The sequence below is a fragment of the Sporosarcina gallistercoris genome (assembly GCF_050459885.1).
In the GTDB taxonomy this organism is placed as follows: Bacteria; Bacillota; Bacilli; order Bacillales_A; family Planococcaceae; genus Sporosarcina; species Sporosarcina gallistercoris_A.
Genome location: NZ_JBCMNO010000022.1, coordinates 42525 through 68122 on the forward strand (window position 1 = coordinate 42525; position 25598 = coordinate 68122).

Genomic DNA, 25598 nt, shown 5'->3' on the forward strand with positions numbered 1-25598 from the left:
ATCATTACAACATCCCTTTAGTTGAGGGAATTCCTGACCGTTCATTCTTAGCGGCAGCCACACGGATCGCACGACCAAATCCTTTGAAGACGGATTCCAATATATGGTGACTGTTTTTCCCATACTGCAAATTGATATGGAGTGTCACACCCGCATGGCGGGTAAATGCGAGAAAGAATTCCTCAGCTAGTTCGGTATCGAATACACCGATTTTGTCCTTCAATCCCGAAACGTTATAAACGAGATAGGATCTTCCGCTAATATCCATCGATACTGCAGCTAACGCTTCATCCATCGGAACTGTCACGGATGCATAGCGTTCAATGCTTTCTTTTGTTCCAATCGCCTCTTTAAAAGCAGTGCCTAGAGCGATTCCGACATCTTCCACACTATGGTGCTGGTCCGTTTCCAGATCCCCTTTACATGTCACTTGTAAATCGAGACCTCCATGCATAGTCGTAAGAATAAGCATATGATCGAAGAAACCAACTCCTGTATTGATGTCACTTTTTCCTGAACCATCTAACACGAACTGCATGGAAATATCCGTTTCAGCAGTTTTCCGTTCAATTGTCGACGTCCTCATCTGGATTCCTCCCCTGCCCTGACTCGAATGGCTTGTGCATGGCCTTGCAATCTTTCAGTTTTCGCTAGTTCGATTATGTGTGCTGAAACGTGTCCAAGTGCTTCCTCGCTATAGCGGATAATGCTCGTCTTTTTGACGAAATCATACACACCTAATGGCGATGAAAACTTTGCAGTCCCACTTGTCGGCAATGTATGGTTCGGTCCAGCCATATAATCACCGAGTGCTTCCGGTGAAAAGGGTCCGAGAAAAATTGCGCCCGCATGGTGGATGTCGTCCAGTCTGCTTTCTGGATCGGCTGTCAAGATTTCTAAATGTTCGGGCGCGAGTTCATTAATGATCTCAATTGCTGCATCTTCCGTTTCCACGACTGCAATCCAGCCATTTGCTTGGATAGACTGTTCGACAATTCCTTTTCGTTCCATGAGTTCCAATTGTCTGTAAACCTCCTTAGAAAGTGCTTCAGCATACTCGACGGAAGGTACAAGACAACAAGCCACGGCGTCTTCATCATGCTCTGATTGAGCGAGCAGGTCGGCAGCAACGAATGCCGGATTCGATTGTTCGTCCGCCCAAATACATACTTCACTTGGCCCCGCAATCATATCAATTGAAACGTGACCAAACACAAGCTTTTTTGCACATGCCACATAAGCATTCCCGGGACCTGTGATTTTGTGTACCGGGAGAATCGTTTCTGTTCCATACGCAAGAGCGGCAATCGCTTGTGCTCCACCGACTTTATAAATCTCGTCTACCCCGCATAGATCCGCCGCAACAAGAACAGCAGCATTGACAGTTCCGTCGGGTAGTGGCGGTGTTGTGAGGACGAGACGCTTCACTCCTGCTATTTTCGCAGGGAGTGCGTTCATCAATACTGTGGATGGGTAAGAAGCTTTTCCTCCCGGAATATAAATCCCTGCAGATGAGAGAGGGCGTACTTGTTGTCCCAAATAGACGCCCTCTTCAGGCTCAATCCGCCAACTCTCTTCTTTCTGCTGTTCGTGAAAAAGCTGAATACGTCCTCTTGCGTCTCGAAGTGCCTGAAGTAAGGGGGAGGACACCTTCTGATAAGCATCTTCGATTTCTTGTTCAGATACCCGGAGTGTTTGTAACTGAACGCCATCAAAACGTTCGGTTAAGTCTAGAAGTGCTGCATCTTTGAACTGTTTGACCTCGTCTAGAATCGATCTGACCGCCGGCTCAACAGAAGAAACAGAAGACTTTCGAGCCATTCGCTGTTTCAATTGCTCACGTGTTGTGATAATCTCCACGGCGGTCATCCACTCCTTTCTTCAACAGTTCAATACATTGCTTAACTTCAATATTTTTTGTAGCATAGCTCGCTTTATTCACAATGACGCGCGTACTCACTTTCGCGATTTCCCTTAAGATCACCAATCCGTTATCCCGAAGGGTCGAACCCGTTTCGACAATATCCACTATGACGTCGGATAGCCCTGCAATCGGTGCAAGTTCAATCGAACCATTCAAGCGACTGATTTCAGTACGAATTCCTTCTTTATCGAAATAAGTTTTGGCAATACTGGGATATTTGGTCGCAACCGTCAACGATTTCGTGTCTTCAGGGAAACTACCAGGGAATCCAGCAACGACTAAATGACAACTCCCGAATCCTAAATCCTGCAGCTCGTAGACGTCTTTCCCATCTTCCATGATCGTATCCTTCCCGACGATACCGATATCGGCTGCCCCTTTCTCTATGTAAGTCGGGACATCAGAAGCCTTTACAAATAACAGTTGATAGTTTCCATCTATACTATTAATGACTAGCTTCCGCTCATCATACAAGGTGTCTGGAAAAGCGATACCGCCTTCAGACAAAAGTTCTCTCGCTGTTTCTGCAATTCTTCCTTTCGCGACAGCAATTTTCATCGGTTCCATCTTCCTTCAACTCCTTCATTCAACCTGTCTGGACTTGTTACTTTTAGCCATGAAGATCGCTTCCACATCACAAGCGAATCCAACTGCCGGTAACTGGGCTCCGAATTTCTGACTCACCTCGTCATAACGTCCTCCCATCAGTAATGGTTTTCCGATTGAAGTGCTGAACCCTTGAAACTGGATTCCGGAATAATAGTCCATTTCGTTAACCATGCCGAGGTCGACTGTGACATGATTTCCGTACCCGGAAGCAACGACTAATTCAAAAACCCTTTCGATATGTTGAATGATAGGAGACATCTGCTTGTTCAAAGGAATTTCTCGAAAACGGTGGAAAACCGACGTGGCTTCCCCATATGAGAAAACTGTTTCAAGAAGCAATTCTCTCGTTGCTTCTTCTACATCATTTTGTTTTAAAAAGTTTGCCAGCTCACTGCTGTTTTTCATTTGAATGAACGATTTCACTTGAAGACGTTCCTTTTCTGTCAAGTGAAGGATACGATTCAGTTCATGTAAAATCCCCGCGTGCCCTAATTCGATTTTAAACTCATGGAGCCCTAATTCAATTAGTGCTAGACAAGCAAGTATAATCACCTCAGCGTCATTTTCCGCAGATTGTTTTCCGAAAAGCTCGACTCCCGCTTGCCTCTGTTCAGTTGGAATGGTGCGATCATCCGATTGACGAAAGATGGATTGTACATACCAGCATCTGACTTCTTCACTTAAGTTTTCAACTGATGTTGCAAGTTCACGCATGAGAGGAATGGTAACGTCGGGTCGCAAAACGAGAATATTTCCTGTTTGATCGATCAGCTTCAGAAGACTTTTACGACTTTGAATGGTTTTGAGTGATTCATATGTTTCATAACTTTCTAGAACCGGCAAATTGACTTCGCGATACCCTTTCGGTAAAAAAGAGTTCCGAAAGACTTCACGTATTTCATACTCTTCTTCTGCCGATTGGAATGGATTACTCAAAATAGCACCCCTTTCACTTTATCACTTTACTACAGTGAAGTTATCTAGTACTATAAATAGACAATTAAGAAATGTCAACCAGAAAGGAGTTTTTTGTTTATGTTCGATTATCATATGCACACCTCATTTTCAGCGGATTGTGAGGTTCCACCTGAGGATATGGTACAGGCCGCCATCCAGAAAGGACTTACTGAAATCTGCATTACGGATCATGTTGACTATGATTATCCCGATAGGAATTTCGTTTTTGAATTTGACCAGCAAAAATACAAGGAAAAAATTGAGTTCTTACGAGAACGCTTTGGAAATGAAATTCAAGTGAAACGCGGAGTGGAAATTGGAGTTCAGCCTCACCTACTTGACCGATACGCAAAGCTGATTCAAGAGCAGCAGTTCGACTTTGTTATTTGTTCGCTTCATACTGTTGAAAAACAAGATTTACATTTCGGAGCTATTTTTGAAAACCGAACGGTGGAAGATGCTTTTACCGCGTACTATCAAGAGTTGCTTCGTTGCATAAGCAAGTTTGACGCGTATAGTGTGTTAGGTCACGTGGATCTTATTAAGCGGTATGCAAAACAAGTACCATACCAGGATTTCCTTGCTTGCTTAAAAGAAATTTTTACTGAAATCATTCCTCGTGGGAAAGGAATTGAGATGAATACTTCTGGTGTCCGATACGGCTTACCTACTGCAATGCCCAGTTCAGACATCCTTGAATTGTATAAAGCCTGTGGCGGTGAAATTCTAACGATCGGTTCCGATGCCCACAAACCGGCGGATGTCGGTTTCGACATTCGAAAAAGTCTCCAACTCGCTTCCGATATCGGATTCCGCTTCGTTACGACTTATGACAAGGGAGAACCTCAATTCCATTCTATTGAGGAATTACTTCGTTAATCAGAAAAAGACCTTCCCATGGCTGGGAAGGTAGAGTCTGTAGACAAAAGGATTGAGAATCAGTTGATTTCCCATCCTTTTGTCTTTTTGCATCGTTGCCTTTAGAAATGAAAGATAACAGGCCGTTGATCTCCGCTCGCAGCGGAAATCAACTTTTCATTGTTTATTCCATTGAAAAAGGAAAAAGACTGTAGGTACCACCATGATTTCTGGAGTTTGTCTACAGTATGAAAGGACCTTCCCATAGCCAGGAAGGTCCTTTCAATTATGATTTAGTTGAAACAAGCTGCTTATTCACCGCTGCATGGACTTCTGTTGGCAGTCCCCATAGTTTGATGAACCCAACAGCCGCTGCTTGATCGAATTCGTCATCTGACGTATACGTCGCAAGCTTTTCATCATAAAGCGAATTGTCCGACTTACGGCCTTCTACAATCGCATGCCCTTTGAACAGCTTCACACGGACTGTTCCGTTCACTACTTGCTGTGTGTCCTTGATGAATGCTTCCAATGCGCTGCGTAATGGGGAGAACCAAAGACCATTGTAGATCAGTTCACTCAACTTTTGGGAAACGATCGGCTTGAAATGAGCTGTCTCTTTCACCAAAGTAATATCCTCAAGTTCTTTATGTGCTTTTATCAACGTCATAGCACCTGGACATTCATAGACTTCACGTGACTTAATGCCGACGAGACGATTTTCAACATGGTCGATACGGCCGACACCATGTTTTCCAGCAAGCTCATTCAAGTGAAGGATGAGTTGGTCCAACTCAAAAGCCTTGCCATCCAAGCTCACAGGAACACCTTGTTTAAAGGTGATTTCGACGATATCCGCCTGATCAGGTGCTTTTTCAATGGATGAAGTGAGTCCATATGCATCTTCTGGCGGAGCTGCCCAAGGATCCTCTAGAATTCCACATTCATTACTGCGGCCCCATAAGTTTTGGTCGATTGAATAAGGGCTATCCAACACGATGGGAACCGGGATATTGTGTTCTTTTGCATAAGCGATTTCTTCCTCACGGGACCAGCTCCACTCACGAACAGGTGCAATCACTTCCAATGTCGGATCCAGTGCTTTAATCCCTACTTCAAAACGGACTTGGTCGTTTCCTTTACCTGTGCACCCATGGGCTACTGCAATCGCATTTTCCTTATGAGCAACTTCCACAAGTTTTTTTGCAATTAAAGGACGGGATAGCGCAGAAATCAATGGATACTTTTCTTCATAGAGCGTACGCGCTTGAAGAGCTAGCAGTGCATAATCTTTTGCGAATTCCGCTTTTGCATCGATCACATAGCTCTCGATTGCACCCACTTGAAGGGCTTTCTGCTGGATGAAATCGAGATCTTTCCCTTCTCCAACATCCAAACAACATGCAACAACTGCATAACCTTGCTCAGTTAGCCACTGAACTGCAACTGATGTATCGAGTCCTCCTGAATATGCCAATACCACTTTTTTCTTCGTCATCATAAAAACCCCTCTCATAATTTATGTATGTTTATACACTCTGAAGTATATTTATAATACCATGCTGACGAGCAAATGCAAGAGAAAATACTGATTCTTTTAATAGGCGAAATATTCAGTTCAATTTTCAATTCACGATTGTTATTGAAAGATAAAAAAACTCACTATAGAAGGTGAGGGTCTCTATAAGTTGTAATAGTGATAGAGACTGTTGATTTTGCCGAGATCGACTTGTCATAATAATTTCATTGTAAAAGAAAAAAGACTGCAGGCATCCCCACGATTTCTGGAGTTTACCTACAGTCAGAGCACACATTAAAAGGTGTGCCGATTGTTCCCTATCAACTTAACCCATGAGCCGCCATTGCGTCTGCAACTTTTAAAAATCCCGCTACGTTTGCCCCCAGGATGAGATTCCCCGGTTTGCCGAAGCGATCTGCTGCATCTATACAACTTTCATATATCGAGCGCATCACCACTTTTAAACGCTCATCCACTTCTTCAGCAGTCCATCGGAGTCTCATACTATTCTGGGCCATCTCCATCGCTGAAACGGCTACGCCCCCTGCATTGGCTGCTTTAGCCGGCCCAAAAAGGATCCCGTGTTCTTGAAAAATCGTCAGTGCTTCGTTTGTACAAGGCATGTTGGCTCCTTCACCTACAGCAGTCACGCCATTTTTAATCAGAATATGCGCACTCGCTTCATCGAGCTCATTTTGAGTAGCGCAAGGAAGCGCGATGTCACAAGGTACAGTCCAGACGGCAGAACAATCTTCAAAATATCGGGCCTCCGGATGTGATTTCAAATAATCTTGAATCCGTTTGTTGTCGATTTCTTTCAGCTGCTTTACACAATCCAAGTCAATTCCATTTTCATCGACAATATAGCCTGAAGAATCACTGCATGCAATCACTTTTGCTCCTAACTGCTGAGCTTTCTCCATCGCATAGATGGAAACATTTCCTGAACCGGACACGATTACAGTCTTATCCTTAATCGACATGCCATATTCCTTGAGCATCTCTTCGGTAAAATAAACGGTTCCGTACCCTGTCGCTTCTTTTCGACCGAGACTTCCACCATGACTCGGATCCTTACCAGTCAGCACTCCCGCTTCGTATCCACCTTTTAACCGTTTGTACTGACCAAATAAGTAGCCGATTTCACGTTTTCCAACGCCAATATCTCCTGCAGGAACGTCTATATCCGGCCCGATGTGTCGACTCAATTCCGTCATGAAACTTTGACAGAATCGCATGATTTCCCGATCCGACTTGCCTTTTGGATCAAAGTCAGCCCCGCCTTTACCTGCACCAATCGGTTGGCCTGTTAACGCATTCTTGAAAATTTGTTCAAAGGCAAGGAATTTCATGATACTGCTATTCACGGATGGATGAAAACGAAGCCCGCCTTTATAAGGTCCAAGCTCACTGCTGAACTGAACTCGATACCCTCTGTTCACGTGGACTTTTCCAGAATCGTCTTCCCATGCGACTCTAAATGTCACAATCCTTTCCGGTTCAGTCAATCTTTCTAAAATCCCGCTCGTTATATATTCAGGATGCTGAGCGAATACAGGACGTAGTGAATCGAATATTTCCCGTGTGGCTTGGAGAAATTCAGTTTCGTTCGCATTTCTTTTTTTAACCTGATCATAAACCTGATGCACATAATCATTTGAACGTCTTTGTACATCCATATTTTCCACGTTTAGTTTTGTCATATGCTTCCCCCTTAGACCCCAATCTATCGTGTTGTATTTAGTTAGTATACGCTAGAACACATAATTTTGAAAATATATTTTAATCTGCAAACAAAAACAGAGGTTCAAGTCACCTCTGTTTTGTCTAAAAATGTTAGGTCAAACTATTTTTTCACTATATTAAAATTATCTTCAAGCAGCAGCCAATTTTGAGGGAACGCCAAGCCTAACTTCCAATACATAATGCCTCGCAAATTGTATTTTTTCAATAAGTCAAACTTTGCTTGGATGCTCCTAGCATCTTCAAACCAGACTTCATGTTGAATATTGTTTTGATCGATATACGTAAAATAGGGTGCCTGTGCAACATAGTCATACGAAATGGCTTCGTTTTCTCGAATGGCAAGTTCCGTAGCTTGTTTAGGGCTAAGTGCTTTTGCCGGTTGGCCTCCTTGTGTAGGGTATGGTTTTGACCAGTTATACCCGTATAAGTTCTGCCCTAAAAAGATTTTGTTGGCTGGAATTTCCTGCACTGCGTACTTTACCACTTGCTCCACTTGAGGCAATGGACTAACCGCTTGCGGTTCGCTGTACGTATATCCCCACTCATATGTCATAAGGGATACGAAATCTACAATTTCTCCATGGGCTTTGTAATCATGGGCACCGTAAATCCCTGTTTTGACATCACTTACTTTTGGAGCAAGTGCGGTAGATAATGTTAAGCCTGCCGGGTGGAAGCGATCTCTAGCTCTTCTAAGGAAAGCATTGTATAGTGCACGATCATCCGGGAACAATAACTCAAAATCAAAGTGGATGTCTTTGTATCCTACTTTTTGTGCCACTTCCAAAATGTTCGTGAACAACAGATCTTGAACACCTTTGCTCACAAATATATCGTGTGCAAGACCTGCACTAAACGCGAAATCTTCCAAGTTACTGACCACCATTGCGTTAAGTGCGCCTGCATTCGCAGCAATAGTAGGCAAATTCGCAATAGAAGGCGCTTTTAAGGTACCGTCCCGCTTCACTTCATAACTGAACAAAGCTAGATATGTGAGTGCATCCACTCTTTTTCTTGTCTCTTCTATCATCGCCTGCGTGACCGGGGTTCTCGGTTCAACGTAAAGTAACGATTGGATCTGTGTTTTCGGCGAAGGTGGGATATATAGTCTCTGGCCGACGGTCAATGGCGCTGAAAGAGAAATTTTATTGATGTTGGCCAGCTCTGAAATGGTCATTTTCTCTCGCCGTGCAATCCCAGATAGAGTATCCCCAGGTTGGACCCAATAATAACTTCCGGTTATTGGAATAACAAGTGCTTGACCAACAGCCAATTTCCCTGTAACCCCCAACTCATTTGCTTCTGCAATTTCTTGCCACCCAATTCCATATTGTCTTCCAATCGAATAAAGGCTTTGCCCTTTTTGAACTACGTGTATTTGCATTCTATGCACACCTTTCCATACAAAATCGTAATCCATTGTATGAAAACAACTCCCTCGCTATTCATACAAATGATTCCACAGGATAGAAAAATGTTGTTCGCTCATACTATTTGTGAACGAAAACAACATAGGTTAGGGAGGAAAACAATGACTACAAATCAAAATGGAACAACACATCAAAACATGCACACCGGTACGGTACCGCCTTCCATGAATCATGGAGGACATGAACTTTTTGATGTTCATGAAGTGTTGTCCAGCACAATCGGCGCTCTTAATCAGTCGATGTTACTTCGGCCACACGTGAAAGATCCCGAGTTGCTGGATATATTGGATCGGCAATACCGCTTTACACTGGACGAATACAATACCACAGTTGAGAGCTTTAAATCAGGGCAGGATCCCTCTCATCCAACACAAAGCTACAAGATGAAGGAAGGCAATGATTTCATCTATGGGATGAAGCCCGGCCAACCGAAAAAACCGATGATGAATGCAGCTGAAATCACGGATGAAATCATTTCCGGTTTCTTATTGAGTTCTGCCAAAGCAGGAGCGTCGATGAAAACGATGGCTGCGTGTGAAGTGTGTAATCCGGTTGTCAGAAGGGTACTAGCTGATTCGGTTCCGAACTGTATTGAAATGGCGTATGAATTGTCCATTTATCAGAACAAACATCATTACTATCAAGTACCTCAGCTCGCTTCACAGGATATGACGGAGCTGCTCAATGCCTTTGCGCCAGCGCAAGGTCAACCAGGTATGCCTCCTTTACAGTGAAGTCATGACTGGAATCGCATTTCAAGTACGACCTCTTGTGCAACATAAAAATAACCGCAAGCGCCTCTTTGGCGCATGCGGTTATTTCGATTTCTTATAGAAGGAAGTCGGTGGATCGGATATGAACGTGTGTTGCTCCATCGTTAGTGGATGAATGATCGTTAACTTGACGGCATGAAGACCGAGCCTCTTTATCGGGTTTGTTGAAGCACCATATTTCTTGTCGCCAACAACAGGATGTCCAATTTCTTCCATGTGAACGCGTATCTGATTTTTGCGACCTGTTTCCAATCTCAGCTCAAGTAATGAAAACTGGGCACTCGCTTGGAGCAGCTTATACCGCGTAATTGCTTTCTGTCCACCATTATCCGTTGGGTTGGAATAGACTTTGAAAGTTCTGGTCTCTTTCAGCCAAGAGATGATCTCGCCCGTTTCGTTTCGTACTTTGCCTTCAACAAGCGCTACATAACCTCGTTCTTGTACGGACTCTTCCCAATTATCTTGAAGGAGCTTTTTTACTTCTTCCGTTTTGGCGAAAAGCATAACGCCAGAGGTTTCCCGGTCAAGACGGTGGACGATGAAAACACGATTGCTTCTATTCGCTTTCCTTACATACGAAGAAAGCTCGCTGAAAGCGGTCACTTCTTTTTTATCCTTTGCCGCCATCGATAATAATCCCGCTTCTTTGTCGATGACGATAATGGCGTCATCTTCATACATTATGGATAGACCTGTAAGTTCGCTGTCAATTTTTGCTGCTTGATTGGTCATGATTTCAACTCTATCTCCGACTTTCAACGATCGGTCATGTTGCGTAGTGGGTACTCCATTTACAGATACTTGCCCTCTGGAAAGAATCCCCTTCACTGCATTTCTGCTTTTCGGTACAGCTTGTAACAAAAAAGGAAGTAATGTCTGTTCCTTTTGTACGGTATAAACGGCTGCTTGTGGCGTGGGTTGTTTTGAGTTGTTTCGCATAGTCACTTCTCCTTATTCTTTCATTATGCGCAACCTTTAACGAAATATCAAACATGATTTAAGACAATGCTTTTAGACCAATGACGCCAACGATAATCAAAACCAGACTTACGATTCTTGCAATGCTCTTCGATTCACCAAAAAAGATCATATTCAGCAGGACAGCACCGGCTGTACCGATTCCGATCCACACCGCATACGCAGTGCTCACTTGCAAATAATTAAATGATGCATATAAAAATGCGAATGCTAGACCAAATCCGCCCAAAAATAATATCCCTGAAGGAATCGTCTTCTTTTTACTATATTTGTTCAATCCGATTACACCTGTAAATTCAAAACCTGCTGCTAACGCTACAAATAACCAACCCATATTAACGACTCCCTTCTGCTGCCATTTTTTCGTCATGTCCGTCGGCAAGTTTCAATCCGATAACTCCTGTCACCAAAATGATGATAAAGAAAATTTTACCGCCACTTAATGTCTGTCCAAAGAAGAAGACGTCCATTAATGCAGTACCAATCGTACCGACTGCTGCAAATATGGCATATACCGTTCCTGTAGGCAACGTCTCACATGCTTTAGATAAGAAATGGAAGTCCACGAATATGAATAAGACAATTGGAATCCAGTGCCACCATACCGAAGCTACATTAAAACCAAATATCCATACGAGTTCAAAAAAACTAGTTGCCGCTACATAAAGCCATTCTTTTTTCATAATTAATACTCCTTTTCATAGGTGAGTGAGTAACTGACTGACTGACTGTCAGTCATTCCATTCGGTGATTGTTTAAAGTCGACGGTACACATCGACTCCATTTAATTCGGTTGCCAGTCGATGCGCGCCACTACTTCTTTGCGTTCTCCTTAGAATACCCAAGTGCATTCGTTAAAAACAACAATGTTTCAGTTTTTTGTTCTAATGCACGAACTTCCTGACCCATCTCATCATCATATAAGTAAATTTGTTCTGCTGCAGATTCAGTCAAACCGATAATTAGTTTAGCTAACTGATCTGGATGACTGTTGCCGCGGATAGCGCCTTGCGCCTGCCCCTTCGCAACAATAGTACTTACCCACTGGTACATAGGTGCGTAGACATTTTCCCACTCTTTCAAGTGCTCCGTAGACGCCAAACCTGAATAGATCATCGCTTGAATCTCGTGATGTTCTTCATTCACTGCAAAAATTGCATCTACAAATTGCTTAAGTTGCTCATCGAATGATGCAGATTCTTCCACAGCCTCTCTGACCGTTTCTAACGTGAGTTGCACCATCACTTCAGCAATTGCCGGCATGAGTGATAATTTAGAAGGAAAATATAAGTAAAACGTTCCTTGGGCAATACCAGCTGCTTTTACTATATGTGAAACGGTCGTCTTTTCTACGCCTTTTTCAGTAAACACTTGAATCGCAGACTGAACAATCTTCTCTTTCTTGTTCATAAGATCCCCCCCCAAAAATGACTGACTGTCATTCATTATACGATACTCAGCTGAGAATGACAAGTTCTTCAGCTGGCTTCACTTCATAATCATCTAACGGGATTATTTCCAATCAAATGGTGTCTGCTGGTAGACGTAATAATTCAACCAATTCGAGAACAGTAAATGAGTATGTGAGCGCCACGTATTTGGAGGTTTCAAGGACGGGTCATTGTTCGGTAAATAGTTTTCAGGTACCTCAATACGAAGCCCTTTCGCAATATCCCGATGATACTCTTCCTGTAACGTTTCTGCATCATACTCCAAGTGCCCTGTAATCATGACGTTTTTAGCGTCTTTGGACAAGACAATGAAAGGACCCACTTCGTCCGAATAAGCGAGAATATCCAACTCTTCATGAGCTCTGATTTTTCCACTTGAAACTCCAGTATGCCTCGAATGCGGAGCCGGAAACAGATCATTGAATCCTCTAGCAAGATTCACAGTAGGATCGGTCACCATATGATCAAAGATCCCAAAACACTTAGCAGGCAGCTGATGTTTATCGATCCCATAGTAATGGTACAGCGCAGCTTGTGCGCCCCAGCAGATATGCATGGAAGAAGTGACATTCTCTGTAGCCCAATCCAATATCCTCTCCATCTCCCCCCAATACTCCACCTGATCGAATTCCATCTGCTCAACAGGGGCACCGGTTACAATCATTCCATCAAACTTCTCTTTTTCAACTTGTGGGAAGGTTTTATAGAAAGTATCCAAATGATTTTTACTGACATTTTTCGATACATACGTTTCGGTATGTAAAAATGTGATATCTACTTGCAACGGCGTATTGCCTAGTAAACGAAGAAGTTGAAGTTCTGTTTTTTCTTTTTGTGGCATTAAGTTCACGACAAGTATTCGAAGTGGTCTGATATCTTGAGATGTAGCCCGGTCATCATCCATCACAAAGATTTTTTCTTGCTTTAGCAATTCCCCTGCAGGCAATTGCTTAGGTATTGTAATTGGCATTTTTCCTCACTCCTATTCAGCCCATCAAAAAACTTCCGCTTTCTCAGAAAGAGAAGTGGAAGTTAGTAGCCGTTCCTCTTATCTCTCAAGACAAAGTCTTGTGGAAGTAGCACCTTCCTGAATTGTTCAGGGGTTGCTGAAACGTCATCAGGCCATTTCCCTCGGTTTCTCTCGATAAGCGTATTCAATTACTGAACAGTATACCATTTTCAATTTATTTGTATAGTCTAATATCAGACAGTAGCTCTTTACAAAAAGATTCGCAATTAGTTAGTCATCGTATTGTGCTCGGGAAAATCCTCGTCCTAATATTTCGGATGCGTTCAAAAAGATTACGAAAGACGTCGGTTCTTCTTCTTGTACGATCTTTTTAAAGTAAATGGCTTCGGATTGCTCAACGACACAAAGGATCATCGTCTTCTCCTGATTCGAATAGCCTCCAAGAGACTTCACTTTTGTTAACCCGCGATTGAGCTCGCTGTTTATGAGCGTTTGCACTTTCTCCTCGTGATCCGTAATGATCAGGATCAGTTTTGTAGGCGAGGTTTGGAGCTGCACAAAATCGATTACTTTACTCGTCACATAGATTGCCATCATAGCATAAAGTGCGAGTTCCAAATCAAAGACGAAAGCTGAAATGATAACAACAGCACCGTCAACGATCAACTGAGCGAATCCACTGGAAAAATTGGTGTATTTCTTGAGAACTTGGGCGATGAGTGCAGTTCCACCCGTCGATCCATTCCCCCGATAAACGATTCCAAGCCCAATACCAAGCATAATCCCGCCGTAGATAGAACTCAATAAAGGATTATGAATAGGGACATTGATATCTGTTGTCAAAAAAATGAATAACGGCACAGAAAATGTTCCTACGATGGTTCGCCAACTAAAGTCTTTTCCCACGAGGAATAGGCCTAAAAAGAGCAAGGGGAAGTTAATAAGCCACTGAACATAGGCTGGGTTAAATCCATAAAGTTCATATAGAATCGTGCTTATTCCAGAAACACCCCCTGCAGCAATTCTAGAAGGTAAGAGGAAAATAGTAAATGCCAGGCCGACAAATGCTGAGCCGACAATTATTTGGATATAATCAAAAATCGCTGATTTCTTGAATTGAGTAAATGTCATCGTGTCCCTCCGTTCATGCCAACTGTATTATTCTATCAAATTACGTGACCGTTGTGGCGGTTGTAATTGGAACGAAGGAGAAGTTCTTTCATTCAGAATGTTCAAAATCAAGGAACTTTCGACAAATAATCGACCATTTTTTTGCATTTTTCCACATGGAATTGTATGATTATAGAAGAATTCAGGTACCATAGAAGGAGGTTCTCTTATGAGGAGCTTAAGTGTTATAAGAAAAGTTGATCATCTGGGGAGAATAGTTATCCCAATCGAATTGCGTGAGACAATGAAACTTCCCGAAGGACAACCCCTTGAATTTTTCACGGAGGATGAGACTATCATTCTCAGAAGCTATAAGATTCGTGAAGCGTGTGTGATTACCGGAGAAATCACCAGCGAAAATTTTGAACTGTCTAATGGCATGTTCGTCAGCCCAACCGGTGCTGAAATTATACTGGAAGAGGTAAAAACAAGGTTTTAGAATGTAAGAAAAAGGTTGCTGTGTGTAAAGCTCATAGTGCTTTACACACAGCAACCCTTTCTTCGTTGCTTTACATTTCCGGATGATCCAGAAAAGCTGTAATCTCTTCACGCGTTTTTCTATCCTTACTCACAAACCGGCCTTTTTCTTCGCCCTTACTGTATACAAGAAAACTCGGAATCCCAAAGATATCGTGTGCTGCACAAATATCGATGAACTGATCACGATCTACATACACAAATTCATATTCCGGGTAGTCTGCTTCAATACCTGGGAGTAGCGGATCAATGACCCGACAATCCGGACACCAATCTGCGGAAAATAAAAACACCGTTCTTTCCCCTTGCTTCAGTTCTTCAAATTGCTTTTCAGACTGTAACTTTTCCATTCAACTCGCCCCCTTATGCGATTCAGTATACCATTTCTATGTAGTGAAGAGGCAATATCATTCGACTCTTCTTTTTAACTCCATATAAAAAAGCAGAGAAGAAAGCAACAACTGCTCTTCCCTACCCTGCTAATTTTTGAGATGAAAATGCGAAATCACTCTTTGTGCTGCTGTCCGTTCAAGTGCATTGGCGGAGGAATGATCCATCCTTTTTCTTTGTTCAGCTTCAATAACTTTGCTCCAAACATCACTTTATCAGTATGGAATTTGGCAAACATTGTCGCTATGTCCTCACGCAAGCATTGCCCCATAACTTGGCTGCAGGAAACAAGCGCCTGACCCACGTTGATGGAAACTGCTCCACTGATTTCCGGATCCATGAATCTTGCTCCTGCCGGAATGTCATCAGCAGAACAAGTCGGACGGTCTGGCAGCGTTGGGGGAGGCATGATCCCATTTTCTTTCAACACTTCTTCAATCTGCTTGTTATGGTCTTTCATCATATCAACCGCTTCTTGCAAGAGCTTTTTAAGCCCTTCATCCCCAGCATGGTTTATAAAAGTCTGATACCCGCTGATCAAGCCCTTGTTCGCACCGACATATGCCCAGCAGCCAATGACTTCACCGTAATGCATTGGCTGATCTTTCGGATTGCCACTTAGAATTCCCATTCGATTCTCCTCATTTCTTAGAAAGTCTTTGTTCATCCTTAGGATGAGGAGAATTTGAAAAGTTATTCATAAAAAAAATCCGAAAGCACCTCATATGGATTATTCAAATATATTCCTCTCCCAAAAGCGTTGTTTTGCTAACGCAGTGAGGTACGCATTATTGAAATCAGATTCATTTTTCTCTAGTACGATTCCTGGTCCTTCTTGGACAGATGTCATAGGAATATAGCGTGAACCCTGATTAGTAAAAGCGATTGGTTTAAAATGCTTCCATTGTTCTTCAATGAAATTTTGCATGTTGCTGTCAAATTCTGCTGGATTACTTGACGTACCGCCACCTACCAGAATACTGTCGTACAGAACAGGTGCTGCAGTTGTGAACGTCTGATTTGCAATTGCAGTTTTTCCAGCGCTCCCTATTATCGACCCGAGTGTCCCGCTTACAATATCGACTGTGACACCTGAGTTACGAAGTGACCTAACAGCATTTCCAATGATTCCACTGTCAAATCCTTCACCGATTAAAATCGCCACTTTTAGCGTTTCCGGTACGTAAATCGTTTTCTTCATGCTCAGTGCTGGAGAGGATGCCGTAACATCTGACGGTGTGCATTCAGGACGTTTGACTCCAACTGCTGTTGCAATAGCTGCTGATAGGCCGCTATCCACCTGACAAAACATATCTACAACTTGCTGCCGTACAGACCGACTTTTCACTTTTGCGACTTCAAAACTGAATGCATCGATGATGTGCTGCTTTTCATAAGGAGCCATGCTGTTCCAAAAAAGGCGAGCTTGGGAGAAATGATCGTCAAACGAGGGACTGCTGGCGCGAATGACATGCCCTTCTACCTTTTCTTGATAATGTCCATATCCACCTTCATCCACAGGCGTTGGGAATGGGGTATTATCCGCCAGGGAGTTCTTGTGATAACTGACTTGCCCGACGTCAATTCGCTGTCTGCTGAAACCATCCCGCTGGTTGTTGTGAAACGGGCATACTGGCCGATTAATCGGGATTTCAGCGAAATTCGGTCCACCTAAGCGTAACAATTGAGTATCCAAGTAGGAAAATAAGCGTCCTTGCAATAGCGGATCATTCGTAAAGTCTATTCCAGGTACAACATTACCAGGATGGAATGCTACTTGTTCAGTCTCAGCAAATACATTATCGACATTTCGATTCAATGTCATCGTACCGATCAATTCAACCGGCACGATTTCTTCTGGCCAAAGTTTCGTTGCATCCAGTATATCGAAGTCAAACATGAATTCATCTTCTTCACGAATCATCTGGATTCCTAGATCGTATTGAGGATAGCTTCCCGCTTCAATCGTCTCCCACAAGTCCCGTCGGTGAAAATCCGGATCTTTCCCGCCAATCTTCTGGGCTTCATCCCAAACAAGGGAATGCACCCCTAATCTAGGTTTCCAATGAAATTTCACAAAATGCGCTTTCCCTTCAGCGTTCACGAGTCGGAACGTGTGCACACCAAACCCTTCCATTTTACGGAAACTTGTAGGGATGGCTCGATCTGACATGAGCCACATAATCATATGAGCTGACTCTTGGTTATTTGCCACAAAATCCCAGAAAGTATCATGAGCGGATGCTGCTTGCGGCATTTCATTATGCGGTTCGGGCTTAACGGCATGGATAAGATCCGGGAATTTAATCGCATCCTGTATGAAAAAGACTGGAATATTGTTTCCGACTAAATCATAATTCCCTTCTTCTGTATAAAACTTGACTGCGAAACCTCGCACGTCCCTTGCTGTTTCCATAGAACCCTTGCTTCCTACCACAGTTGAAAACCGGGTAAATAAAGGAGTGACTTTTCCAGCTCCTTGAAGAAATTTCGCCGTTGTATATTCTTTCATACATTTGTGCAAAGTAAATTCACCATGAGCAGCAAAACCACGAGCATGAACAACCCGCTCTGGAATCCGCTCATGATCAAAATGCGTAATCTTTTCTCTCAGATGAAAATCTTCCAATAAAGTAGGTCCACGAACTCCAGCCTTTAAGGACTGTTCGTCTCCAGAAACTTTAAGGCTCTGATTTGTAGTCAATGGTTTTCCAAAATTATTGACACGGTACCCCTCTAATTGGCGCTGTTTAGCATTTTGGTTCTGCATACCAGGTTGTTCACCATTTGAATTTTTCACGCAATCCCCTTTCATTCCTTCATCTCTCGCTCCCTGATAGTATATGCAACTCCATGCAGGCGGGTTACCTACTATATAAGGGGACTCATTTCTTGTTATACTGAAACTCATAAAGGAGAGGTTCCGCATGAACCATTATTTTGCAGCCATACCGATTCCATATGAACTGGTCAAAGAAAAAATCACGGAGAGCAGCCATCAATATGAACTTGCTTTTCACTATAAGGTAATCCCACACCCTGATGACTTGCATATTACGTTGCTCTTTTTCGGTGCACTCACCCCTTCTCAACTTGAACTTGTACAACGAGAGATGGGAGAAGCTGCAACTAAAACGGATGAATTCACCCTCTCCATAAACGGTGTATCCTTTTTCGGAAATCCTTCAGGACCTCGTGTCGTATATATGAGTGTTCAAGAAAACCCACAGTTGACTGAACTTTACCATTTGCTTGGAGAACGACTGGAATCCATATTACAGAAACCTGCTACAATAGCTTATACGCCTCATATCACCCTTGCCAAAAAGAGAAAAGATACTGTTCCGGTTCCAATACAACAGGAACATTTTGAGCCATTAGCTATGAACGTATCTGAGATGGTGCTCTATTCGATTGATCCATCCAGCTCCCCTAAGTATTCCCCTGTAAGCTCATTTTCATTTGAGGATTCTTCTCGTATCGATGACTAAATTTTGCACATACTCTTCAGGACGAAACCTTAAGAAAGGAGCATGATTATGGGACGCGATGAACATGCAAAGGGTGGAAAGAATGCAGCTTCACTTCCTCAAACACCGAAAAACCAGAAGCTCTCCGCTACTGAAATGAGGGCAGAAATGTCCCGCGAACTGGATAATATTGAGACATTAGTGAAACGGCGCAAGCAAAACGAGAAACGCAAGTAAAAAACCGGCCTCCTGTTATCTATGGAGGCCGGTTTATTCATACCGTAAATTGGTTCATATTTTGTTGTAATTTCTCCGCAAGTTCTGCAAGAAGTTGGGCGCTCGTGGAGATTTCTTCATTGACAGCCAGTTGTTCCTCCGATGACACGCGTGCCGATTCCGCTTCATCCGCTGCTTGCTGAGCTAACGATTCAATGGAATTCGCATGATCCACGACATGCTGGATCATGGTCTTCATCGTATTAATGGAATTCGCGACCATACTTACCCGCTCATCTACATCTGATGCAGCTCGTTCGATTTCTTCGAACACTTCACTCGTTCGGCTCGTTACTTCAAGCCCCTCTTGCATCTGACTTGCACTCACTTCTGTTTGTTCAACCGCTTTCTTCACATTTTCAATCATAATAGCAATGAGCTGATCGATCTCAGCGGAGGAACGTTTCGATTGCTCTGCTAAATTCCGAACTTCTTCAGCTACAACCGCGAACCCTTTGCCATGTTCGCCAGCACGTGCTGCTTCAATAGCCGCATTCAGCGCCAGTAAATTGGTTTGATCCGCCAAACCTGTAATCATCGAGGTTACACCACGGATATTTTCCGAGTGATCCGCCATTTCAGTTATTGAGCGCGATGAGTCCTTCATTATTGAACTGATTGCTGACATTTTAGCAGAAAATGTTGCCAATGAACCTGAACCTTCTTGTACTAATTTCGTTACTTTTTCCGAAGAATTGAGCATTTCATCATTATCTGTAGAAATCGTATCTACGGTATGGAGAACTTTACCGATTGCAGCATTCGATTCGAAAACGAGGGATTGTTGGTCTGTACTCGCTTGTAAACTTTGCTTAGCAATACTGGCAACCGTTTCCGAGGCAGCTAAGCTTTCTTCTGCTCCGGCAGAAAGTTGTTCAGCTTGAGCGGCAAGCTGATGTGCAGAATCTCGTACATGTGTCATGACGGCTCTTAGATTGCTCGACATGCCGTTAAATGCAGTCGCCATATCGCCAATTTCGTCTTTGTTTTTAACTATTACCGGTTCAGCCGATAAGTCTCCAGATGCGATTTGCTGAAATGCTTCTGTCATTTTCCCGACTGGACGGGCAATCATCCTGCTGATCAGCCGCGCAATAACGATTCCAGCCACCACTGCTAGGCCTGCCATAGCAATAATTATTAACTTTACTGTCAAAATGGATTTCTCTAAGTCTTTCTCCGCATTACCACGTGCTTTTTCTTGTGCAGTAATCAGTTCGGAAATCTGGCCAGCCATCACATCTTGATAAAGGGAGGCTTGTGAAGAAACTTCGATTCCCCGCTCTTTTGACTCGACTTGATAGCCTTTTATGGCTTTGTCCGTCAACTCATCATAACTTATGGAAGAGCTAATGATATCCGCAAGCAGTTCTTTGTTTTTCTTTGTATGCAACATCTTTTCTAATGTTTCGGACTTCTCTTTGAACTCTTTAATGAGGGTTTCCCGACTTTCCAAATAAGAGATCTGATCAAAAATCATGTATCCTCGGATTTCATTGGACTTTTGACTTTGTATCGCATTCAACTGCTCCAAAAGCATCACTTTCTGAATACGATCATTGATAAGTACTTTGTACTCGCGATCTAATTTAGTCAGTGCCCAAAAGCTGGCTGTTCCCATCACTACCATAATGATCAATACAGCTAGAAAACCAAACCACAGTCTCTTTCCAACAGTCATTCTCACAATATGTACCCACCCACCTATAGTCTGATAGATTGAGTATATCGTACTTATAGATAGGCGTATAGGTCTAGAAACAGAAAATTAATGTTTCACACAGGTGCTATATTTTTTGTTTCCTGTACAAGACAGTATAGCCTCCATCACTTACTTTTATGGAAGTTCCGATCCAACCAGCTTGTAGAAGTTTCTGTTGTTCTATTGTCTCTCCCATTCCTACTTCGATAGGATCGTCATTTGTAACGGTCACTTCCGTCAACAGATTTTTCATCATAATATAACGTGTGAGTGTTTCATATTTCACACTGAGAGCGGCGATATGCATCCCTAGTTCAAGTTTGTCTTTAATGCTCGCTATATTGAACGGAGCGACTGTGGAGCAAACATAGGTATACTGTTCCGTATCGACTTCTTCCATTACGATCTTTCCGAGTTGGCGCTGTAACCCATTTCCTTGAAATGCCGGATCGACATTTGTGATTTCTGAATACAGGACAGAACTCCACTGTTTTTGAGGAATGCCGGCATCTTTCCCCAAGTGTTCATCATCTTCTCCAGGATCGAGCAATGCACGAAAAGCAATCAGATTGTCCTCAGCACGCACTCCGACAACTACTCCGTTTCCCTCTAAAATATATTCAAATTCTTCGTCTGTTAACGGCTGCAAAAAGTTCTTGTCGGACAAATGCTCGATGACTTTTGCCTGCAATCTCATAATTTCAGGCAAGTCGGACGTTGTTAACTTAACGACAGGCAATGTAGTTCCGTCTTTTAGCGTTACTATGTTCATAGAGACACCACTTTTCACTGAACACGGTAATTTCAGCTAGAACTGATTCGTCGATGTCAATACCAAGTCCAGGCTTCTCGTTCAAACGGATATATGGGACATCGTAGTGTAAGTTCCCCACATCTTGGCTGAACTTCAATGGACCAGTCAATTCAACACTCGTAATCGCTTTTTGAGAAAACGCCACATGGAAACCTGCTGCTGAGCCGATCGATGACTCGACCATTGAGCCAACTTGGCAATCGATACCTGCCATTTCTGCCATGTGTGCGAGTTTCATGGCGGGATACATCCCACCGCATTTCATTAATTTGATATTCACTTTGTCTGCAGCACGCTTTGCGATGATTTCTCTCATTTCACGGACTCCGCGTAGTCCCTCATCTGCCATCAATGGAGTTGCACTCTTCGATTTCACTTCAACCAAACCATCGATATCATCTGCTTTTACAGGCTGTTCCAACCAGTCAAGATGGCACGTCTCCAGTTTCTTCATTGCCTGAAGTGTCGTTGAACTGTTGACCCAACCTTGGTTGACGTCCACGCGGATTGCAACTTCCTCTCCAACACGCTCCCGTACTGCTTGAATGCGTTTCACGTCTTCGGATGCATTTGTTCCTACTTTCATTTTAAATGAGGTATACCCGGCTTTCATGCGTTGAGCCGCCTCTTCCGCCATCGCTTCAGGCTCTCCGATACTTAAGACGTGTGTTATCGGGAACTCACTATGGTAACGTCCGCCGAGTAATTGATAGGCTGGTAGTCCGAGACTTTTACCAACGGCATCGAAACATGCGATGTCAATGGCCGCTTTCGCAGTTGGAACCCCGTAAATCTCTTTGTCCATCGTTTCATGCAGACGCTCGAATTCACTTGGATTGAGACCTAATACAGCCGGTGCAAGCGTATGACGCAAAACGGCAAACGTGCCTTCCCAGCTTTCACCTGTAACATGATCATCTGCAACCGCTTCCCCATACCCCACGACTCCTGTATCCGTCGTGAGTTTTACGATAATAGAGGGCATGTCATCATATGTTGCATAACTAATGACGAATGGCTCATGGAGTGGTAGTCTAATAGCAAAAATCTCAATTTCTTTAATTTTCATATAATTATCCCCTTCCTGCTTGGCAAGTGCTTGTTTTCATTGTATCATTGTCGTTAAATAGTCGCTAATTAAAAAGGTGGTTGAAGATGAGAACAAAAGTCGCTATATTCGGTTCCGAGGAATTCTGCCAACGTGCTGTACAGTTTACTGAGCAACGCAGTGAACTCATTTTAGACTTGTATCCATATACCGTGCCTAGTGAATCACCGGATCTCTTGAAAAAGTTACTTCCTTGTGATGCTATCCTTTTTTCAGGTTCGCTTCCTTACATCGCTTCCAAGGACCTACTGGCATCGATTCCCGTACCAGCCAGTTACCTAAAACAAGATGAATCTGAGATTACCACTACCCTGCTTGCAATTTCATTGCAACAGTCGTTAGATATTGGAAAAATGTCGATAGATATACGTGATCGTGGCGTTTTGAACAACGTGTTATCCGATATCAATGCAGATGGACTATGTCCTCTCGTTTACCAGTTGGAAGAAGATTATGTGTTGGATTCACTTGTTCAGTTCCACGCATCGGCCTATGAAAAAAATATTACAAATGTCGCTGTTACGAGTGTACACGCAGTTTATGATCTTTTAGCAGAACAAGGGATCCCCGTTTTCAAGATGATTAGTGTTAAAAGTTCTTTTTTGAAAACAATCGACCGTGTGTGCCAAGAAGCTCTATTACAAAAGAGCGAGACGTCAAAAATCGCTGCCGGTATTTTAAACAAATCCACTCTCACCACTGAATTGAAAGATCAGGCTGAAAAGGTTGCGGCGTTATTGCACGCCCATTATATCCTTGCAGAAGAAGGCATCTTGTTTTACACAACCCAAGGAGCAATCCAGGCTGCTCTACACACTCCTGAATTTCAACAGCTCGCCGCACAAGTGAGTGGACAATTGGCTTTCGGCAGCGGCCGCACGCTTACTGCTGCGAAGGAAAACGCTGTGAGTGCTCTGCGATATATGCAAACCGAGCCGAACTCAGGTCCCTACTTATTGGATGAAAAAAAAGAACTTCATAGTCTTCTCCGTTCTTCAAACAATACAATTGAATTGAGAGTGATTGAACCTGCCCTCACCCAAATCGCTGATAAGACTGCTCTAAGTCCCGCGGTCCTATCGAAGCTTGCTACATTCGGACAAAGCCAGCAGTCCACATCATTCACTGCAAACGATTTAGCCAATCATCTGGGTGTTTCCCGGAGAACTGCAGAAAGAACGATAAAAAAATTACTTTCGAGCGATTATGCAAATACAGTAGGTGAAGAGATGACGTATCGCCAAGGAAGACCCCGTTCTGTTTATGAGCTCAATTTCCCGATATATTGACGAAAAGGCTGTCCAGTAGATCAGTTATTCGCTGATTTCCTGGACAGCCTTCCTTTTTAAGAATGGACTGGTACTTGTTGTTTTTCTACTAAATCATTCTCAAGCAATTTCTTATCTTCTTCATCCACACGCTGTTTTTCCTCTGCAGTCATCTTGACAATTGAGAATCCAGTCATCGCATAGAGAATCGAAAGGATCGGCACTACAAAGTTGATGATTGCATAAGGGCCATATTCTGTCACTCCAACACCTAATGTACCGAGTATGAAGACTCCACACGTATTCCATGGGATGAATACTGACGTAAGTGTCCCTCCATCTTCCAGGGCGCGAGACAAGTTTTTTGAACTGAGTCCCTTATCTTTATAGGCTTGGCTGAACATACGTGAAGGGACAACAATCGAAATATATTGTTCTGAGCAAGTTGCATTCGTCATGAAACAAGCACCAATCGTTGAAATGATGAGTGAGGATGTTGACTTCACAACTTTCATAAGCTGATCCATTATCGATTTCAACATACCGGAATACTCTAAGATCCCGCCAAACGTCATCGCAACAATTGTCATCGACACGGTGTACATCATCGAGTCCAAACCACCGCCGTCAAACAATTTGTCGACGAGTTCGTTTCCTGTTTGAATAGAAAACCCCTCTTGTAGTGCAACTAACGCTTCTGTAACTGATCCACCTTGAATGAAGATTTGGCTTAAGAATCCCATGACAATTCCGACAATTAATGCTGGAACAGCAGGAACTTTTAGCGCCACCATCACAATTACTGCCAGCGGCACGAGTAATAGCCACGGAGAAATTAAAAAGCTCTCTTTCATTACTCTTGAAGTTTGAGCGATTTTCTCCATATCGAGATTACCATCTGCAAAACGTCTGCCGAGTACAGTAAATACACCAAATGCAATGACAAGTGCAGGAATAGTTGTATAAAGCATGTGTTTGATATGATCGAAAAGGTCTGTTCCTGTCAGGCCGGAAGCTAAGTTCGTCGTGTCTGAAAGCGGTGACATTTTATCCCCGAAATAAGCACCTGAAATGACAGCACCAGCAACCATCCCCGCTGGAATTCCCATACTCAGTCCGATTCCCATACCCGCAACACCGATTGTTGCCATCGTTGACCACGAACTTCCGATTGCAAGGGATACGATTGAACATATAATCATGATTGCGACTAAAAACCAAGCAGGTGTTATTAACTTCAGTCCGTAAAAAATCATCGTCGCGACAATTCCTCCACCCATCCAAGCACCGATTGTGAGTCCGACAAGCATGATGATGACAACTGCAGGGAGGGCAAGTCGGATTCCCTTATACATCATTTCCTCTATTTCTTTCCAATTGAATCCATATTTCCAAGCGACAAGTGATGCAATCGATGTCCCTACGATTAGCGGCATGTGAGGGCCTTGTTCGAGCCATACCACCGTAACAAGCATGACACCTATCATAATGACCAACGGTAAGATTGCCATCCAAAAATTAATCTCCCGTTTCTCTCTAGTTTTTCTCTGTTCCATTTGGAACCACCCCCAGTGAAATGTCAGACTAGCACTAACTGTCGCTTAATAGTCGTTAATCGAATAATAAACGCGCATTTCTGCATTGTCAATAGTTTTTCTGTAAACGGTTACAATGGTATACTTGTAAAATCAGAATAAGTCTGCACTTA

At 43.1% G+C, this 25598-nt stretch carries 26 protein-coding genes and 1 riboswitch; of the genes, 6 read left to right on the forward strand and 20 right to left on the reverse strand.

Annotated elements, in window-relative coordinates; genetic code table 11:
* Nucleotides 1-4 precede the first annotated feature (4 nt).
* Genes hisB through hisZ form a run of 4 tightly spaced genes read right to left on the reverse strand, consistent with a single transcriptional unit; the run spans nt 5 to nt 3469 of the window.
* Nucleotides 5-586, reverse strand: coding sequence for an imidazoleglycerol-phosphate dehydratase HisB (gene hisB / locus ABE021_RS12985; RefSeq protein ID WP_430289198.1), 582 nt, complete (start codon nt 584-586; stop codon nt 5-7).
* A complete protein-coding gene (gene hisD / locus ABE021_RS12990) occupies nt 583-1860 on the reverse strand; it encodes a histidinol dehydrogenase (protein ID WP_430289200.1) in 1278 nt (425 codons plus the stop codon). Before hisD ends, hisB begins: the two co-directional genes overlap by 4 nt.
* Entirely contained in the window at nt 1838-2491 is a 654-nt protein-coding gene (gene hisG, locus ABE021_RS12995; RefSeq protein WP_430289201.1) for an ATP phosphoribosyltransferase, read from the reverse strand. The genes hisD and hisG overlap by 23 nt, the downstream gene beginning before the upstream one ends.
* A gap of 15 nt (nt 2492-2506) precedes the next feature.
* Nucleotides 2507-3469, reverse strand: coding sequence for an ATP phosphoribosyltransferase regulatory subunit (hisZ, locus tag ABE021_RS13000; protein ID WP_430289202.1), 963 nt, complete (start codon nt 3467-3469; stop codon nt 2507-2509).
* Nucleotides 3470-3568: 99 nt separating this feature from the next.
* Here hisZ and ABE021_RS13005 point away from each other — a divergent pair, with 99 nt between their 5' ends.
* Nucleotides 3569-4369: a histidinol-phosphatase HisJ family protein gene (locus tag ABE021_RS13005; RefSeq protein ID WP_430289203.1), complete on the forward strand. Its 801-nt coding sequence runs from the start codon at nt 3569-3571 to the stop codon at nt 4367-4369.
* Between the two features lie 265 nt (nt 4370-4634).
* On the opposite strand, the gene ABE021_RS13010 is transcribed toward ABE021_RS13005, so the two are convergent.
* The 3 genes from ABE021_RS13010 to ABE021_RS13020 form a co-directional block, all read right to left on the reverse strand.
* Nucleotides 4635-5849 (reverse strand): argininosuccinate synthase, encoded by a 1215-nt coding sequence (locus ABE021_RS13010; protein ID WP_430289205.1) that lies wholly within the window; start codon nt 5847-5849, stop codon nt 4635-4637.
* A 338-nt stretch (nt 5850-6187) separates the two neighbouring features.
* Nucleotides 6188-7570, reverse strand: coding sequence for an NADP-specific glutamate dehydrogenase (gdhA, locus tag ABE021_RS13015; protein ID WP_430289206.1), 1383 nt, complete (start codon nt 7568-7570; stop codon nt 6188-6190).
* 143 nt (nt 7571-7713) lie between these two features.
* Nucleotides 7714-8997 carry a LysM peptidoglycan-binding domain-containing protein gene (locus tag ABE021_RS13020; RefSeq protein ID WP_430289207.1) on the reverse strand — a complete coding sequence of 428 codons (1284 nt, stop codon included), beginning with the start codon at nt 8995-8997 and terminating at the stop codon, nt 7714-7716.
* 147 nt (nt 8998-9144) lie between these two features.
* Here ABE021_RS13020 and ABE021_RS13025 point away from each other — a divergent pair, with 147 nt between their 5' ends.
* Nucleotides 9145-9777: a spore coat protein gene (locus ABE021_RS13025; RefSeq protein WP_430289208.1), complete on the forward strand. Its 633-nt coding sequence runs from the start codon at nt 9145-9147 to the stop codon at nt 9775-9777.
* Nucleotides 9778-9858: 81 nt separating this feature from the next.
* On the opposite strand, the gene ABE021_RS13030 is transcribed toward ABE021_RS13025, so the two are convergent.
* The 6 genes from ABE021_RS13030 to ABE021_RS13055 form a co-directional block, all read right to left on the reverse strand.
* On the reverse strand, nt 9859-10755 hold the full coding sequence (locus ABE021_RS13030; protein ID WP_430289210.1) for an RluA family pseudouridine synthase: 897 nt from the start codon (nt 10753-10755) through the stop codon (nt 9859-9861).
* Nucleotides 10756-10813: 58 nt separating this feature from the next.
* Nucleotides 10814-11128, reverse strand: a complete 315-nt coding sequence (locus tag ABE021_RS13035) for a DMT family transporter (RefSeq protein ID WP_430289212.1) — start codon at nt 11126-11128, stop codon at nt 10814-10816.
* 1 nt (nt 11129) lies between these two features.
* Complete coding sequence (locus ABE021_RS13040) at nt 11130-11480, reverse strand: DMT family transporter (protein WP_430289320.1); 351 nt, start codon at nt 11478-11480, stop codon at nt 11130-11132.
* 127 nt (nt 11481-11607) lie between these two features.
* Nucleotides 11608-12204, reverse strand: coding sequence for a TetR family transcriptional regulator (locus tag ABE021_RS13045; RefSeq protein WP_430289213.1), 597 nt, complete (start codon nt 12202-12204; stop codon nt 11608-11610).
* Nucleotides 12205-12306: 102 nt separating this feature from the next.
* Nucleotides 12307-13215 (reverse strand): homoserine O-acetyltransferase MetA, encoded by a 909-nt coding sequence (gene metA, locus ABE021_RS13050; protein WP_430289215.1) that lies wholly within the window; start codon nt 13213-13215, stop codon nt 12307-12309.
* A 75-nt stretch (nt 13216-13290) separates the two neighbouring features.
* Nucleotides 13291-13396: riboswitch (SAM riboswitch) on the reverse strand.
* An 89-nt stretch (nt 13397-13485) separates the two neighbouring features.
* Nucleotides 13486-14346, reverse strand: a complete 861-nt coding sequence (locus ABE021_RS13055; RefSeq protein ID WP_430289216.1) for a YitT family protein — start codon at nt 14344-14346, stop codon at nt 13486-13488.
* A gap of 208 nt (nt 14347-14554) precedes the next feature.
* Here ABE021_RS13055 and ABE021_RS13060 point away from each other — a divergent pair, with 208 nt between their 5' ends.
* Entirely contained in the window at nt 14555-14824 is a 270-nt protein-coding gene (locus ABE021_RS13060; RefSeq protein WP_430289217.1) for an AbrB/MazE/SpoVT family DNA-binding domain-containing protein, read from the forward strand.
* A 70-nt stretch (nt 14825-14894) separates the two neighbouring features.
* Here the strand turns inward: ABE021_RS13060 and ABE021_RS13065 are convergent, their stop codons facing one another.
* The 3 genes from ABE021_RS13065 to ABE021_RS13075 form a co-directional block, all read right to left on the reverse strand.
* Nucleotides 14895-15212 (reverse strand): thioredoxin family protein, encoded by a 318-nt coding sequence (locus tag ABE021_RS13065; RefSeq protein WP_430289218.1) that lies wholly within the window; start codon nt 15210-15212, stop codon nt 14895-14897.
* A 155-nt stretch (nt 15213-15367) separates the two neighbouring features.
* A complete protein-coding gene (locus ABE021_RS13070; protein WP_430289219.1) occupies nt 15368-15883 on the reverse strand; it encodes a DUF3231 family protein in 516 nt (171 codons plus the stop codon).
* Between the two features lie 99 nt (nt 15884-15982).
* On the reverse strand, nt 15983-18067 hold the full coding sequence (locus ABE021_RS13075) for a catalase (protein ID WP_430289220.1): 2085 nt from the start codon (nt 18065-18067) through the stop codon (nt 15983-15985).
* A gap of 112 nt (nt 18068-18179) precedes the next feature.
* On the opposite strand from ABE021_RS13075, the gene thpR reads away from it, so the two are divergent.
* Nucleotides 18180-18743 (forward strand): RNA 2',3'-cyclic phosphodiesterase, encoded by a 564-nt coding sequence (gene thpR / locus ABE021_RS13080; protein WP_430289222.1) that lies wholly within the window; start codon nt 18180-18182, stop codon nt 18741-18743.
* A 48-nt stretch (nt 18744-18791) separates the two neighbouring features.
* A complete protein-coding gene (locus ABE021_RS13085; protein ID WP_430289223.1) occupies nt 18792-18959 on the forward strand; it encodes a YfhD family protein in 168 nt (55 codons plus the stop codon).
* Between the two features lie 37 nt (nt 18960-18996).
* Here the strand turns inward: ABE021_RS13085 and ABE021_RS13090 are convergent, their stop codons facing one another.
* From ABE021_RS13090 to ABE021_RS13100, 3 genes are all read right to left on the reverse strand, one after another.
* Nucleotides 18997-20679 carry a methyl-accepting chemotaxis protein gene (locus ABE021_RS13090; protein WP_430289323.1) on the reverse strand — a complete coding sequence of 561 codons (1683 nt, stop codon included), beginning with the start codon at nt 20677-20679 and terminating at the stop codon, nt 18997-18999.
* Nucleotides 20680-20785: 106 nt separating this feature from the next.
* Entirely contained in the window at nt 20786-21472 is a 687-nt protein-coding gene (locus ABE021_RS13095; protein ID WP_430289225.1) for a GNAT family N-acetyltransferase, read from the reverse strand.
* Nucleotides 21426-22583, reverse strand: coding sequence for a mandelate racemase/muconate lactonizing enzyme family protein (locus tag ABE021_RS13100; protein WP_430289227.1), 1158 nt, complete (start codon nt 22581-22583; stop codon nt 21426-21428). The genes ABE021_RS13095 and ABE021_RS13100 overlap by 47 nt, the downstream gene beginning before the upstream one ends.
* 86 nt (nt 22584-22669) lie before the next feature.
* Between ABE021_RS13100 and ABE021_RS13105 the strand changes: the two genes are divergently transcribed.
* Nucleotides 22670-23911 (forward strand): HTH domain-containing protein, encoded by a 1242-nt coding sequence (locus ABE021_RS13105; RefSeq protein WP_430289229.1) that lies wholly within the window; start codon nt 22670-22672, stop codon nt 23909-23911.
* Between the two features lie 56 nt (nt 23912-23967).
* Here ABE021_RS13105 and nhaC read toward each other — a convergent pair whose 3' ends face one another.
* Entirely contained in the window at nt 23968-25446 is a 1479-nt protein-coding gene (gene nhaC, locus ABE021_RS13110) for a Na+/H+ antiporter NhaC (protein ID WP_430289230.1), read from the reverse strand.
* Between the last annotated feature and the right edge of the window lie 152 nt (nt 25447-25598).

Bases quoted from the DNA above. Each gene is read 5' to 3' on its own strand.
- hisB (WP_430289198.1), bottom strand. From the start codon at position 586: ATGAGGACGTCGACAATTGAACGGAAAACTGCTGAAACGGATATTTCC.
- hisG (WP_430289201.1), bottom strand. From the start codon at position 2,491: ATGGAACCGATGAAAATTGCTGTCGCGAAAGGAAGAATTGCAGAAACA.
- ABE021_RS13005 (WP_430289203.1), top strand. From the start codon at position 3,569: ATGTTCGATTATCATATGCACACCTCATTTTCAGCGGATTGTGAGGTT.
- ABE021_RS13010 (WP_430289205.1), bottom strand. From the start codon at position 5,849: ATGATGACGAAGAAAAAAGTGGTATTGGCATATTCAGGAGGACTCGAT.
- gdhA (WP_430289206.1), bottom strand. From the start codon at position 7,570: ATGACAAAACTAAACGTGGAAAATATGGATGTACAAAGACGTTCAAAT.
- ABE021_RS13020 (WP_430289207.1), bottom strand. From the start codon at position 8,997: ATGCAAATACACGTAGTTCAAAAAGGGCAAAGCCTTTATTCGATTGGA.
- ABE021_RS13025 (WP_430289208.1), top strand. From the start codon at position 9,145: ATGACTACAAATCAAAATGGAACAACACATCAAAACATGCACACCGGT.
- ABE021_RS13030 (WP_430289210.1), bottom strand. From the start codon at position 10,755: ATGCGAAACAACTCAAAACAACCCACGCCACAAGCAGCCGTTTATACC.
- ABE021_RS13035 (WP_430289212.1), bottom strand. From the start codon at position 11,128: ATGGGTTGGTTATTTGTAGCGTTAGCAGCAGGTTTTGAATTTACAGGT.
- ABE021_RS13045 (WP_430289213.1), bottom strand. From the start codon at position 12,204: ATGAACAAGAAAGAGAAGATTGTTCAGTCTGCGATTCAAGTGTTTACT.
- metA (WP_430289215.1), bottom strand. From the start codon at position 13,215: ATGCCAATTACAATACCTAAGCAATTGCCTGCAGGGGAATTGCTAAAG.
- ABE021_RS13055 (WP_430289216.1), bottom strand. From the start codon at position 14,346: ATGACATTTACTCAATTCAAGAAATCAGCGATTTTTGATTATATCCAA.
- ABE021_RS13060 (WP_430289217.1), top strand. From the start codon at position 14,555: ATGAGGAGCTTAAGTGTTATAAGAAAAGTTGATCATCTGGGGAGAATA.
- ABE021_RS13065 (WP_430289218.1), bottom strand. From the start codon at position 15,212: ATGGAAAAGTTACAGTCTGAAAAGCAATTTGAAGAACTGAAGCAAGGG.
- ABE021_RS13070 (WP_430289219.1), bottom strand. From the start codon at position 15,883: ATGGGAATTCTAAGTGGCAATCCGAAAGATCAGCCAATGCATTACGGT.
- ABE021_RS13075 (WP_430289220.1), bottom strand. From the start codon at position 18,067: ATGAAAGGGGATTGCGTGAAAAATTCAAATGGTGAACAACCTGGTATG.
- thpR (WP_430289222.1), top strand. From the start codon at position 18,180: ATGAACCATTATTTTGCAGCCATACCGATTCCATATGAACTGGTCAAA.
- ABE021_RS13085 (WP_430289223.1), top strand. From the start codon at position 18,792: ATGGGACGCGATGAACATGCAAAGGGTGGAAAGAATGCAGCTTCACTT.
- ABE021_RS13090 (WP_430289323.1), bottom strand. From the start codon at position 20,679: ATGACTGTTGGAAAGAGACTGTGGTTTGGTTTTCTAGCTGTATTGATC.
- ABE021_RS13095 (WP_430289225.1), bottom strand. From the start codon at position 21,472: ATGAACATAGTAACGCTAAAAGACGGAACTACATTGCCTGTCGTTAAG.
- ABE021_RS13100 (WP_430289227.1), bottom strand. From the start codon at position 22,583: ATGAAAATTAAAGAAATTGAGATTTTTGCTATTAGACTACCACTCCAT.
- ABE021_RS13105 (WP_430289229.1), top strand. From the start codon at position 22,670: ATGAGAACAAAAGTCGCTATATTCGGTTCCGAGGAATTCTGCCAACGT.
- nhaC (WP_430289230.1), bottom strand. From the start codon at position 25,446: ATGGAACAGAGAAAAACTAGAGAGAAACGGGAGATTAATTTTTGGATG.